This is a genomic window from Vibrio wakamikoensis (assembly GCF_050337275.1).
GTDB lineage: Bacteria > Pseudomonadota > Gammaproteobacteria > Enterobacterales > Vibrionaceae > Vibrio > Vibrio chaetopteri.
The window spans coordinates 81,014-93,100 of record NZ_JAKJST010000017.1; the positions used below are offsets into that span (position 1 = coordinate 81,014).

Here is a 12,087-nt window from a genome sequence, read left to right on the forward strand (position 1 = left end):
GAATCCGTTCGTTTGTTCAGCCTGAGGTAAAGATAGTCGGGGTATTATGGCGGATAAGGTTAATAAAGCAAATGATTTACAATCTTGAGGTTGGCATTCCAGCAGTATCGACTTGCATAGATATAAAAAAAGCGCTGATAACCATCAGCGCCTTTGACAAAGTTTTATTGACTTATAGGATGATGTCGCGGATTTCCGGATCCTTACGCTCTAGATAGTGCGTAGACTTGATGCGACGAATCGTGCGGCAACGTCCACGGATCAGCAAGGTCTCAGTCGTTGCGATGTTGCCTTGACGAGTGATGCCTTCAAGTAGGTCACCTTTGGTAATGCCGGTCGCTGAGAAGACGACGTTGTCGCTACGAGCCATATCTTCCATACGCAGTACGATGTTTGCTTCAACACCCATTTCAGCGCAGCGAGCTAGCTCTTCTTCACCTGCGGCACGGTTTTCTTCAGTATCGCCTTTAACAACGTGGCGTGGCAGTAGTCGGCCATTCATGTCGCCGTCTAGTGCGCGGATAACCGCAGCAGAGACTACGCCCTCTGGCGCGCCACCAATACAGTACATGACATCCACTTCGCTATCTGGCATACAAGTAAGGATAGAAGCGGCAACATCACCATCTGGCACAGCGAAAACGCGAACACCCATCGCTTGCATCTCGGCAATGACGGCGTCGTGGCGTGGCTTAGCAAGCGTTGTCACTACTAGCGTATCTAAGGTTTTACCTAGTGCAGCTGCGATATTTTTTAGGTTTTCAGTCAGTGGTTTATTAAGGTCAATCACGCCTTTCGCGCCAGGCCCTACCACGAGTTTTTCCATGTACATGTCTGGCGCTTTCAAGAAGCTGCCTTTTTCACCAGCGGCAAGCACTGCAAGGGCATTGGATTGACCCATCGCCGTCATGCGAGTTCCTTCGATAGGATCAACAGCGATGTCGACAGCATCACCGCCAATACCCACTTGTTCACCGATGTACAGCATAGGTGCGTCATCGATTTCACCCTCACCAATAACGATTTCGCCTTCGATATCGGTCTTGTTCAGTAGGCTGCGCATGACCTCCACCGCTGCACCATCGGCAGCATTTTTGTCGCCTCGGCCTAGCCACTTATAGCCTGCTAGGGCGGCACCTTCGGTAACTCGTGAAAAAGCCATTGCTAAATCGCGCTTCATACTGACTCCAATCTAATGAAAATTGACAAATGATTTACGGCGCGAATTCTAGCATATCAAAAGGGAAACGTTTGCCTTTTTCTCTGTTCGGACGCGATCTTGTCGCTAAAATCTTGAATGATTGAGCATCGTGACAAACAAAACTTTGCTCTGTTGTGCTTGGTAGGTAAAGCTTGGGTGAGTTTGCGGCGCTTTTTTGACCGAATAGTGAAAAATCTGCAATATAGAGCGTGTCTATCTTCTCTAGGCTGAGTAGAATGGGGCACTATAGGATGAAGCATTTTCATTTCACAGGATTAAACAAGGGTAGGCCGAGATGTCTTTTGAAGTACTGGAACAACTAGAAGCAAAAATTCAAACTGCAGTGGACACAATCGCTCTTCTTCAGATGGAAGTTGAGGAATTGAAAGAAGAGAAAGCACAACTTGCATCGCAAGCTGAAGAACTACGCAGCAGCCGTGAAGAACTTGAGCAAAAGTCTGAGCAGATGCAACGTGAGCACAGCCAATGGCAAGAGCGCATTCGCAACCTACTAGGTAAAATGGACGAAGTAGAGTAATTGTCTACTTAGCCAATATGCATGACTGAAAAGCACTCAAATTGAGTGCTTTTTTTGTGTCCGTTGGTCTAACCAGTGAATCTCACAATCTATTAACTTTTCGTGTACTAGTTCAAGACGTATACTAAGTCTAACTAGGGAAAGGAAAAGTTAGAATGAAAACACGTGACAAAATCGTCTACGCCGCCCTCGACTTGTTCAATTCAGATGGCGAGCGCAACGTGACAACCAACCATATTGCGGCGCACATTGAGATCAGCCCAGGCAATCTCTACTATCATTTCCGAAACAAACAAGAGATCGTTCGTGAGATTTTTGCCCTCTATTCGCAAGAGCTTATTGAGCGCTTCACTCCGGTACAAGGTCAGCAAGAGAGCTTAGCGCTACTAAAGCACTACCTAGATTCCATTTTCACGCTGATGTGGAAGTACCGTTTCTTCTACGCTAACTTGCCGGAAATTCTTCAGCGCGACCCCAAATTGCACGAAGAGTACATTGATGTACAAGAACGCCTACAAGGTAATCTTATTAACATCTTACGTGCTTTTGTTGAGTTGGAGTTACTGACGCTAAATGAGAAAGAGCTGAAGTCTTTAGTCACGACATTACACATGATGGCAGTCGGTTGGCTAAGCTATCAGTCGGCAATGTCACCACGCACCAAGATTACGGAAGAAGTGATCCAACAAGGCATGCTGCAGATGATTCATGTGGTGAAACCACTGGCGACCTCAAGAGGCAAAGAGCAACTGACGTTACTCGAAGATGGCGTGCGTATGATGGGCTCGACTACGAGTTAAACTCGCTAACGGCATGATATATAGCCAATTCGTATTGTTACAAACCCTACTTTATTAGTAGGGTTTGTGGTTTCAGGGACGATGAAAGGATGAGTGTGACTGTGCACTATGACGTATTTAATGGCGATGCCGATGGCATATTAGCCCTACTGCAATTGCGTTTAGCGCAGCCTAAAACCGCGATACTCATCTCCGGTATCAAGCGTGATATCGCCTTACTTCAGCGTGTGCCCGTTGAGCAGGCAAGCTCGGTGACTGTGCTGGATATCTCCATGGATAAGAACCAAGCCGCGCTCAATGAGCTTTTGGATCATCATGTTGCTATTACCTATATCGATCACCACAAAGCCTCTGCTATTCCTGATAGCCCTCATCTTGAGGCCCATATTGACCTCGATGCTAACACTTGTACTGCGCTGATTGTTGACCAGCAGTTACAAGGGCAGTTCAGGCTCTGGGCAATCGTGGCCGCGTATGGTGACAATATGCTCGCAAGCGCTGAGAGCTTGGCGTCTGATTTAGGACTTAGCCGCGAGCAGCGCGAAGCACTGAAAGAGTTGGGCACCTTGGTCAATTACAATGGCTATGGTGAGAGCTTAGAAGATTTGCATTTTGACCCGATGGATCTGTATCAGAAGCTTTTGGCTTACCATGATCCTTTTGATTGTTTAAGTGATCCAAACTCGCCTTATCATGAGCTAAAAGCCGCTTTCGATCAGGATGAAAAAGCACTGAGTGTGGCGCAAACTCGTCATGAGTCCGCGCGACTTAAAGTGGTATTACTTCCGGATAGCGCTGCTGCGAGGCGAATGTCGGGTACTTGGATCAATCGGCTTGCTAATGAATCCCCTAATCAAGCGCATGTTTCTTTGGTGCCTAGAACGGATACGAGTGGTGAAGCTTGTTATACCGTCTCGGTTAGAGCACCGCTGAACAATAAGCAAGGGGCGGGCGAAATATGTAGTCAGTTTGCAACCGGTGGCGGACGAGAAGCGGCAGGCGGAATCAACGGCCTGCCAGAGAGCGAGCTTACAAGGCTTATTGAAGTGACAGAAGCGCGCTACTCATAATGATGAGTAGCGGCCTGCGATTAGCGTTTTAACCAGCTCTTAGGGTTTTGTACTTTACTGTTGCGGCGGATCTCGAAGTAGAGAGATGAGGTGTCTTGACCTCCAGTGTCTCCAGCCAGGGCAATGGTTTCGCCTGCCGCGACTTTATCGCCTTCTTTTTTCAGTAGGGTTTGGTTGTAGCCGTATAGGGTCATGTCGCCTTTGCCATGGTCAAGTAACACGACTAACCCGTAGCCACGCAGATAATCGGCAAACACCACAGTGCCGGAATAAACGGATTTCACCGATGTGCCATAGTTAGCAGCAATGACCATCCCTTTCCAATTAACTTGTCCTGTTTGCTTGGTGCCGAAGTTGTGCAGCACTTTGCCTTTGATCGGCCACGGTAAACGTCCTTTCTGGCGACCAAGGCCATCCATCGGTACTTGATTGAGCTTGGCGGCTTTGGCGGCTTTGGCGATTTCGGCTTTAAGGCGAGTTTCATTGCGCTGTAGTTCGGCGAGATAGTTCTTATCGCTGGAAATACTACGATGGATTTTCGAAACGGTACTTTGTCGACTGGTGCGATTTTTCGCCAGCGCATCGCGTTTCGCTTTTTGCTGCTCAAGTAACTGGGCGATTTGATTGCGCTCAAGCTCTAGGGCTCGCTCGCTTTCGGCCAGTTTTAGTTCGGTGTCTGCAAGCTCTTCTAAAGTTTGTGCACGCGCTTTAGCCAGGTACTGATAATACTGGCTAATGCGGTCTTGATCTGGGTCGGTGCTCAGTACGCCAGAAGCGGAGTTATTCTGCTTGGTGACGTAATAGGTTTGTACGAGTTGAGCCAGGATCTCTTGCTGCTGCTTTTTCTGCTTGGTCAGCGCTTCCACTTGTTTATGGAAGCCATCGAGATTTTTGTTGGCTTGAGCGAGCGCTTGCGTCGTGGCTTTTATCTGTTTCTCGGCATTCGAAATGCCGATCTCTTGCTCACGCAGCGACTTTTGCAGGTTATCGAGCTCTTTTTGTTGCGTGAAGAGCGACTTTTGTTGCCGGCTAATTTCACTTTTAACGCCAGTGAGTTCATTTTGGTTGGCAAAACTATGTGCGCTTGGCAGCGCCAGCCCTAAACACATCATCAGTGCCGACAAGCGGGGTAGGGCTGACGAATGAGAGTTAAAAAGCTTAAATTTGTTTGGTTTCATCCTAATTCCACTAAACGCAGCGACAGAGTTTGCTCTATATACTGGAACATAGTAACTATAACTGATTGATAGTTCACTACGACAGACCAAAATGTGTGCCTTCAAAGCGATGTTGCCATTATATCCATACATGACACCTTTCAGGCAAAAAAAGCGCAAAATAAAAAAGGTACAAACAAAAACGCCGATGCACAGGCACCGGCGTTTGAATCATCTCAGCAAGAGTGATTACTTAACAAGAATGTCACCAGACATCTCTGCTGGAATTTTCATGTCAGTCATTGCTAGCATCGTTGGAGCAAGGTCAGACAGTTTACCGCCTTCTTTGAACTCAACCGCTTTGTCACCTACGTAGATTAGAGGTACTGGTAGGTTAGTGTGAGCAGTGTGCGTACCGCCAGTCACTGGGTCTACCATCATCTCTGCGTTACCGTGGTCAGCCGTGATCAGCATTTGACCGCCAACTTCTTTAATAGCGTCTACTACTTGGCCAACGCTTGCATCTAGAGCTTCGATAGCTTGCTCAGCTGCTTCGTAAACACCCGTGTGACCAACCATGTCTGCGTTTGGATAGTTACAGATGATAGTGTCGTACTTACCAGACTTGATAGCCGCAACCATCTTTTCAGTGAGCTCTTCTGAGCTCATTTCTGGTTGTAGGTCGTAAGTCGCAACTTTTGGTGAAGCAACAAGTTGGCGCTCTTCGCCGTCAAATTCGCTCTCAACACCACCGTTGAAGAAGAAAGTCACGTGTGCGTATTTCTCTGTTTCAGAGATACGTAGCTGAGTTTTGCCTTCTTTAGATAGCCACTCACCGTATGTGTTCTCTAGAGACGCAGGTGGGAAAGCGATAGATAGTGGGATGTCAGCTGCGTATTGCGTTAGCATTACGAAGTCGATCGCTGGGAATACTGCGCGCTCAAAGCCATCAAACTCAGGCACGAAAGTACGAGTGATTTGACGTGCACGGTCAGCACGGTAGTTCATGAAGATAACTGCGTCGCCATCTTGGATCGCTGCATCTTCTTGACCTTCTGCTTTGATAGCCGTTGCTTTAACGAACTCATCGTTCTCTTCACGAGCGTAAGCCGCTTCAAGGCCAGCCACTGCAGTGTCGAAAGTGAACTCTGCTTTACCTTGAGTCAGTAGATCGTAAGCGACTTGTACGCGATCCCAGTTGTTATCACGATCCATTGCGTAGTAACGGCCAACAAGAGACGCTACGCGACCTTTACCAAGCTCAGCGAATAGTTCTTCGAAACGCTTTAGTGAACCTTCAGCGCTGCGTGGTGGCGTGTCACGGCCGTCTAGGAAGCAGTGTAGGTAGATTTTCTCAGCGCCACGTTCTGCAGCCATTTTAACTGCTGCGTAGATGTGGTCTTCGTGAGAGTGAACGCCACCTGGAGACATAAGACCCATTAGGTGAACCGCTTTACCCGCTGCTACTGCTTTATCGATAGCAGCAACCAGCGCTTCGTTCTGAGTGAACTCACCGTCAGCGATTGATTTAGTGATGCGAGTTAGGTCTTGATAAACAACACGACCAGCGCCGATGTTAGTGTGACCTACTTCTGAATTACCCATTTGACCGTCTGGCAGACCTACGTCCATACCAGAAGCCGAAATAAGAGTACGTGGGTTGTTTGCCCACAAGCTATCCATTACTGGAGTTTTTGCGTTGTTGATTGCGTTGCTTGCGTTGTCTTCACGGTAACCCCAACCGTCAAGAATCACTAGAGCCATTGGCTTCTTAGCTGACATAGTTATAACCTCATCAAATCGATAGTAACTTTACAGAAAACAAATTAGCGTAATTTTACTACACTTTTTACCCATAACTGTAGTGGCAGATCAAATAATGTTTGTGATTACCGTTGCTGGGTTACAGTTTTATCTAGCTGATTCGTCTGTTTGTTCTCTGCGTGAGGTAATCATAGACGCTATTTTCGTCAGGTACCTCGGCTTTATTTCTATTAATACGCCGAGTTTGGTCGCTTTGACTAATCGGTTTTTTCTATCTCTGTGATAGCGTTTAGCGTGTTGGCGTGAAGCAAGGCAAGGAGAAGGATCCCAATTCTCTGTTCGAAACATTTTCCCCTCTCGCCACGGCGAGGCTAAGCCGCTATACTCCTCGACTGATTTAATGTTCAACTATCTAAGAGCACAAGTGATGCAAGAGTATTTAGAATTTTTCCAACAGAACATGATCATGGCGCTAGTGTGGGTTGCACTATTTGTTGCTCTGATCGCTAACATCTTTAAATCAGCGAACGCAGCCTATAAAGAAGTGACTGCAGCACAAGTGACACACATGATGAACCGTGAGAACGGCATCGTGGTGGATATTCGTTCAAAAGACGAATTCAAGCGTGGTCATATTACTGACGCACTTCACGTTTTACCTTCTGATATTAAAGACGGTTCTTTCGGTAGCCTTGAAAACCACAAATCAGACCCAATCATTGTGGTATGTAAGACTGGTCAAACGGCGCAAGAGAGCGCGAACTTGCTTGCAAAAGCAGGGTTTGAAAAAGTGTACTTGCTGAAAAATGGCCTAGCGGCTTGGAGCGAAGCAAACCTTCCGCTGATCAAAGGCAAAAAGTAATACAGAATTTTGAGTAATTTCGCGGCAGTTATGACTAAGGGATGTGATAAATGCCACGGAATTCACGGCTCGCCTAGTCATCAAACATCGGCTCGGCTAGTCTGCATGAAAACTCATTAACGTTTTGACAAATTTAGACGTATTTAAGGAAATCATCATGGCTGAAGCAGCTCCACAAGAAGCACAACAAAACTTCACAATCCAACGCATCTTTCTAAAAGACGTATCATTTGAGGCGCCAAACTCGCCAGATATGTTCCAGAAAGACTGGAACCCAGATGTTAAGCTAGATCTTGACACTCAAAGCCGTGAACTAGGCCAAGGCGTATACGAAGTTGTTCTTCGCCTGACAGTGACAGTGAAAAACGCAGAAGAAACTGCATTCCTATGTGAAGTTCAGCAAGGTGGTATCTTCACTGCTGAGCAAATGGAAGCTGGTCAACTTGCACACTGCCTAGGTGCATTCTGCCCGAACATTCTATTCCCGTACGCTCGCGAAACTATCTCAAGCCTAACGATGAAAGGTACGTTCCCACAACTGAACCTTGCGCCAGTTAACTTTGACGCATTGTTCATGAACTACCTACAGCAGCAAGCTCAGCAAGAAGGTCAAGCGGAAGCTTAATCTCACTTGCAGAGTAACTCTGCGAGAAAGAGTGGATGTTTTTGAAAATGCACAGCGCATCGCGATGTGCATTTTTTATTGGCATACAGCAACTTATACCCAAGTCGTCTTGAGTGGCTACACTGTTAGGGTCACTTGGGTATAACAACGAAACGCAATCATACCGACAAATTGGGTGGTGTTATGAATAACGCATATGGAAAAGAAATCGCAATGACTGTATTGGGCGCAGGCTCTTACGGCACGTCTTTGGCGATTTCGCTTGCGAGAAATGGCGCGAATGTGGTGATTTGGGGACACGAACCAGAGCACATGGCGAAGCTAGAAGCGGATCGTGCTAACCACGAGTTCCTACCGGGCATTGATTTTCCTGAGTCTCTGATTGTTGAATCCGACCTCAACAAAGCCGTACAAGCGAGCCGTGATTTGCTGGTCGTGGTACCAAGCCACGTATTTGGTATCGTTTTAAACAGTGTCAAACCACACTTGCGAGATGACAGCCGCATTTGCTGGGCAACCAAAGGGTTAGAACCTGAAACGGGTCGCCTGCTTAAAGATGTCGCTCACGACATCATTGGTGAAGAGTACCCGCTAGCGGTATTGTCGGGTCCAACGTTTGCTAAAGAGCTAGCGGCTGGCCTACCAACGGCGATCGCCGTTGCCTCGCCTGATGCGCAGTTTGTCGCGGATCTACAAGAGAAAATCCACTGCAGTAAGACCTTCCGCGTGTATGCCAACGATGACTTTACTGGTATGCAGCTTGGTGGGGCCGTGAAGAATGTTATCGCCATTGGCGCTGGTATGTCTGATGGCATCGGCTTTGGTGCCAATGCTCGTACAGCTTTGATCACTCGTGGTCTTGCGGAAATGACTCGTCTTGGCGCTGCTCTGGGTGCGAAGCAAGATACCTTTATGGGCATGGCAGGGTTGGGTGATTTGGTACTGACCTGTACTGATAACCAATCGCGCAACCGCCGTTTTGGCCTTGCTTTGGGTGAAGGTAAAGACGTTGATACTGCACAAATTGAAATCGGTCAGGTGGTTGAGGGCTATCGCAACACCAAAGAGGTGTGGCTACTGTCACAACGCATGGGCGTAGAAATGCCAATTGTTGACCAAATCTATCAAGTATTGTATCAAGGGAAGGATGCGCGTTTAGCCGCGCAAGACCTCCTTGCAAGGGACAAGAAAGCCGAGCAACAATAATCGCTCGACGGATAATTGACTATCCATCGTAGGATCAAAAATGAAACACTGTGAAAAACAAAATGTTTGGGAGTGCATTGTCAGAGAAGCCCGAGAGCAGGCCGAACAAGAGCCGATGCTGGCAAGCTTCTATCATGCCACCATTATTAACCACGAAAGCTTTGGTGCAGCGCTGAGCTATATCCTAGCCAATAAGCTAAAGACGGCCTCTATGCCTGCTATGGCAGTGCGTGAAGTAGTGGAGCAAGCGTTTAACGCTGACCCTACCATTACCGATGCGGCGGCGTGTGACATTTGTGCCACGGTGAATCGAGATCCTGCGGTCTCTCTGTATTCAATGCCATTACTGTACTTGAAGGGCTATCATGCTCTGCAAGGGTATCGTGTCGCCAACTGGCTGTGGTCGCAAGGCCGTAACGCATTGGCAACGTACCTTCAAAACCAAATTTCAGTTGCGTGTCAGGTGGACATCCACCCCGCGGCTCGTATCGGAAAAGGTATCATGCTCGACCATGCGACAGGCATCGTTATTGGTGAGACGGCTGTGGTGGAGAACGATGTCTCTATCCTACAGAACGTAACACTGGGTGGTACCGGTAAAGAGTGCGGTGACCGACATCCTAAGATCCGTGAAGGGGTCATGATTGGCGCTGGAGCTAAGATCCTCGGCAACATTGAAGTGGGCAAAGGGGCTAAAATTGGTTCTTGCTCAGTAGTGCTTCAGCCAGTACCACCGCATACCACGGCTGCGGGCGTTCCTGCGAAGATCGTAGGCAAGCCGAAAACCGATATGCCATCGCTGGATATGGATCAGCAATTTAATGGTAAGTCACAGACCTTTATGGGTGGTGATGGTATCTAGCGCTTACTCGGTTAAATAAGCGTACAGCGAATACTAAAAAGCCAAGGCAGCGCCTTGGCTTTTCTTTTTCGTCTATCTTGTCGTCATGGGAAGGTGCTTGCGCCTGACCGACAGCGCATACAGGTAGGCGAGGACGCCGCCAATAACATTACCCAGAGCCACGCCAATAAACATCCCTTCGATGCCAAACCACAGGCTTCCCAATGCCGCAGCAGGCAGAGTAAACACAAACAGCCTCATCGCGCTCCAGATAAAGGCTTTACTAGGCTCATGCAGTGCATTCATACCGCTGCCTAACATCATAATAATGCCTTGAAAACCATAGCTAAATGGCACCACGAGCAGATAGTGCCATAGGATGTCGCGAACCGCTTGTTCCTGTGAGAACAGGGCTGAGATAGGAATGCTGAGCGGCACCATCATCACAAAGACCAGCATTTGAAACACCAGCGAAAAACGCATGCTGAGGAATAGGCCAGCAAAGCTGCGCTCTGGCTGCTTGGCACCGAAGTTTTGCGACATAAATGGCGTTAAAGCTGAGCTTAAAGAAATTAACACTAAGATCAAAATCGACTCTACACGCTGCGCTGCGCCATAAGCTGCCACGGCGGCGGTACCGTGTACGGAGAGCATCTTCATTAAGATCGCCCCTGAGATAGGCGACATTGCGGTAGAGAGCCCTGAAGGTGTGCCGATACGTAGGATAGCAATCCAATCTTGCCATAGCTGAGAAGGTTTGAGCTGACCAAGCAGCTTTTCTCGTTTGGTCAGGACGTACAATGAGCCAGTTAGAGCCCCAAGCCACGCAATGCCGCTCGCAATGGCTGCGCCTTGAATGCCAAGCTCAGGAAACGGCCCAATACCGAAGATAAGCAACGGGTCGAGCAGACCATTAATAAAGCCTGAAAGCATCATTATTTTTGCGGGTGTTTTGGTGTCGCCTGTTGCGCGAATGGCACTGTTGCCCGCCATAGGGATCACCAAAAGAGGCACGGTAAAGTACCAAATCACCATGTATTCGCGGATCAGTGGAATGATGTCATCACTGGCGCCCAGTAGCTTAAACAGGGGCTCTATGGTGTACAAACCCAATGTTGAAGCCAGCACAACCAAAACCACGGCAAGCAATAGGCCGTGTGTGGAGAAACGCGCTGCGTGCTGAGTATTCCCTTGGCCGAGCAAGCGACCAATATTGGTCGACAATCCCATGCCAATACCCATGGTGATGCAGTTAACACCAAAGGTTACTGGAAAGGTGAAACTGATGGCCGCGAGCGCTTTAGTACCAAGTAACGAAATAAAGAAGGTATCGACAAGATTGAATGCCAGTATCGCCACCATGCCAAAGACCATAGGCACGGTCATATTTCTAAGCACAGTGGATATCGGCGCGGACAGCAGGCCGTGTTTGTCTTGCATGGCATTCTAAGCTTGGTTAACAGGAGGCTAGAATACAGTAATTAACCAGTTGGCGCGACAACCGACTCTCAGTAGCTTAGGTTTCGCGTGCCAATCTTAAATTTCGTTATTTTTGTCACAATTTTTTGGCAATTAGCCCTTGGGATCGTCAGAAATGCCCCCAACATATTCAACACAAGGCCTTGAAGGCAACCCTATAAGCTAAATGGAAAATAATCAGGAGAATCGACCGATGAATATCCGTCCTCTACACGACCGAGTTATCGTTGAGCGCCAAGAAGTTGAATCTAAATCTGCTGGTGGCATCGTTTTAACTGGTTCTGCGGCAGAAAAATCAACACGTGGTAAAGTTCTGGCTGTGGGCAAAGGCCGCATCCTAGAAAACGGCACTGTACAGCCGCTAGATGTGAAAGTAGGTGATACGGTGATCTTTGCTGAAGGCTACGGCACTAAGACAGAAAAGATCGACGGTAAAGAAGTTCTGATCATGTCTGAAAATGACATCATGGCTATCGTTGAATAATTAAGTAGACGTTGAGTAATTTTTTACTCTAAACAAGCTATCCACTGAATTTAGATAAGG

At 47.8% G+C, this 12,087-nt stretch carries 12 protein-coding genes; 8 read left to right on the forward strand and 4 right to left on the reverse strand.

What is annotated here, in order from left to right:
* Window positions 1-172: 172 nt before the first annotated feature.
* The gene (gene glpX / locus L4C42_RS08735; protein ID WP_353497303.1) at window positions 173-1,180 is read right to left on the reverse strand and encodes a class II fructose-bisphosphatase; all 1,008 of its coding nucleotides are present in this window, start codon (window positions 1,178-1,180) and stop codon (window positions 173-175) included.
* A gap of 316 nt (window positions 1,181-1,496) precedes the next feature.
* On the opposite strand from glpX, the gene zapB reads away from it, so the two are divergent.
* The 3 genes from zapB (at window position 1,497) to L4C42_RS08750 (ending at window position 3,609) form a co-directional block, all read left to right on the forward strand.
* The gene (gene zapB / locus L4C42_RS08740) at window positions 1,497-1,739 is read left to right on the forward strand and encodes a cell division protein ZapB (RefSeq protein ID WP_042502227.1); all 243 of its coding nucleotides are present in this window, start codon (window positions 1,497-1,499) and stop codon (window positions 1,737-1,739) included.
* A gap of 155 nt (window positions 1,740-1,894) precedes the next feature.
* Window positions 1,895-2,539: a TetR/AcrR family transcriptional regulator gene (locus tag L4C42_RS08745; protein ID WP_353497302.1), complete on the forward strand. Its 645-nt coding sequence runs from the start codon at window positions 1,895-1,897 to the stop codon at window positions 2,537-2,539.
* 101 nt (window positions 2,540-2,640) lie between these two features.
* Window positions 2,641-3,609, forward strand: a complete 969-nt coding sequence (locus L4C42_RS08750; protein ID WP_429760247.1) for a DHH family phosphoesterase — start codon at window positions 2,641-2,643, stop codon at window positions 3,607-3,609.
* Between the two features lie 20 nt (window positions 3,610-3,629).
* Here the strand turns inward: L4C42_RS08750 and L4C42_RS08755 are convergent, their stop codons facing one another.
* Window positions 3,630-4,787, reverse strand: a complete 1,158-nt coding sequence (locus L4C42_RS08755; protein WP_429760119.1) for a murein hydrolase activator EnvC family protein — start codon at window positions 4,785-4,787, stop codon at window positions 3,630-3,632.
* A 228-nt stretch (window positions 4,788-5,015) separates the two neighbouring features.
* Window positions 5,016-6,548 (reverse strand): 2,3-bisphosphoglycerate-independent phosphoglycerate mutase, encoded by a 1,533-nt coding sequence (gene gpmM / locus L4C42_RS08760; protein WP_353497301.1) that lies wholly within the window; start codon window positions 6,546-6,548, stop codon window positions 5,016-5,018.
* A 409-nt stretch (window positions 6,549-6,957) separates the two neighbouring features.
* On the opposite strand from gpmM, the gene L4C42_RS08765 reads away from it, so the two are divergent.
* The 4 genes from L4C42_RS08765 to cysE all read left to right on the forward strand — a co-directional run bounded on the left by L4C42_RS08765 (window position 6,958) and on the right by cysE (window position 10,085).
* Complete coding sequence (locus L4C42_RS08765) at window positions 6,958-7,392, forward strand: rhodanese-like domain-containing protein (protein ID WP_353497300.1); 435 nt, start codon at window positions 6,958-6,960, stop codon at window positions 7,390-7,392.
* A gap of 157 nt (window positions 7,393-7,549) precedes the next feature.
* Window positions 7,550-8,017 (forward strand): protein-export chaperone SecB, encoded by a 468-nt coding sequence (gene secB / locus L4C42_RS08770; protein ID WP_353497299.1) that lies wholly within the window; start codon window positions 7,550-7,552, stop codon window positions 8,015-8,017.
* Between the two features lie 183 nt (window positions 8,018-8,200).
* Window positions 8,201-9,223 carry an NAD(P)H-dependent glycerol-3-phosphate dehydrogenase gene (gene gpsA / locus L4C42_RS08775; RefSeq protein WP_353497298.1) on the forward strand — a complete coding sequence of 341 codons (1,023 nt, stop codon included), beginning with the start codon at window positions 8,201-8,203 and terminating at the stop codon, window positions 9,221-9,223.
* A gap of 40 nt (window positions 9,224-9,263) precedes the next feature.
* Complete coding sequence (cysE, locus tag L4C42_RS08780; protein WP_112462392.1) at window positions 9,264-10,085, forward strand: serine O-acetyltransferase; 822 nt, start codon at window positions 9,264-9,266, stop codon at window positions 10,083-10,085.
* Window positions 10,086-10,157: 72 nt separating this feature from the next.
* Here cysE and L4C42_RS08785 read toward each other — a convergent pair whose 3' ends face one another.
* Window positions 10,158-11,504: an MATE family efflux transporter gene (locus L4C42_RS08785; protein ID WP_429760123.1), complete on the reverse strand. Its 1,347-nt coding sequence runs from the start codon at window positions 11,502-11,504 to the stop codon at window positions 10,158-10,160.
* Between the two features lie 232 nt (window positions 11,505-11,736).
* Between L4C42_RS08785 and L4C42_RS08790 the strand changes: the two genes are divergently transcribed.
* Complete coding sequence (locus tag L4C42_RS08790) at window positions 11,737-12,027, forward strand: co-chaperone GroES (protein WP_117235998.1); 291 nt, start codon at window positions 11,737-11,739, stop codon at window positions 12,025-12,027.
* Window positions 12,028-12,087 lie beyond the last annotated feature (60 nt).

Bases quoted from the DNA above. Each gene is read 5' to 3' on its own strand.
- L4C42_RS08765 (WP_353497300.1), top strand. From the start codon at position 6,958: ATGCAAGAGTATTTAGAATTTTTCCAACAGAACATGATCATGGCGCTA.
- glpX (WP_353497303.1), bottom strand. From the start codon at position 1,180: ATGAAGCGCGATTTAGCAATGGCTTTTTCACGAGTTACCGAAGGTGCC.
- cysE (WP_112462392.1), top strand. From the start codon at position 9,264: ATGAAACACTGTGAAAAACAAAATGTTTGGGAGTGCATTGTCAGAGAA.
- zapB (WP_042502227.1), top strand. From the start codon at position 1,497: ATGTCTTTTGAAGTACTGGAACAACTAGAAGCAAAAATTCAAACTGCA.
- L4C42_RS08785 (WP_429760123.1), bottom strand. From the start codon at position 11,504: ATGCAAGACAAACACGGCCTGCTGTCCGCGCCGATATCCACTGTGCTT.
- L4C42_RS08755 (WP_429760119.1), bottom strand. From the start codon at position 4,787: ATGAAACCAAACAAATTTAAGCTTTTTAACTCTCATTCGTCAGCCCTA.
- L4C42_RS08790 (WP_117235998.1), top strand. From the start codon at position 11,737: ATGAATATCCGTCCTCTACACGACCGAGTTATCGTTGAGCGCCAAGAA.
- secB (WP_353497299.1), top strand. From the start codon at position 7,550: ATGGCTGAAGCAGCTCCACAAGAAGCACAACAAAACTTCACAATCCAA.
- gpmM (WP_353497301.1), bottom strand. From the start codon at position 6,548: ATGTCAGCTAAGAAGCCAATGGCTCTAGTGATTCTTGACGGTTGGGGT.
- gpsA (WP_353497298.1), top strand. From the start codon at position 8,201: ATGAATAACGCATATGGAAAAGAAATCGCAATGACTGTATTGGGCGCA.
- L4C42_RS08745 (WP_353497302.1), top strand. From the start codon at position 1,895: ATGAAAACACGTGACAAAATCGTCTACGCCGCCCTCGACTTGTTCAAT.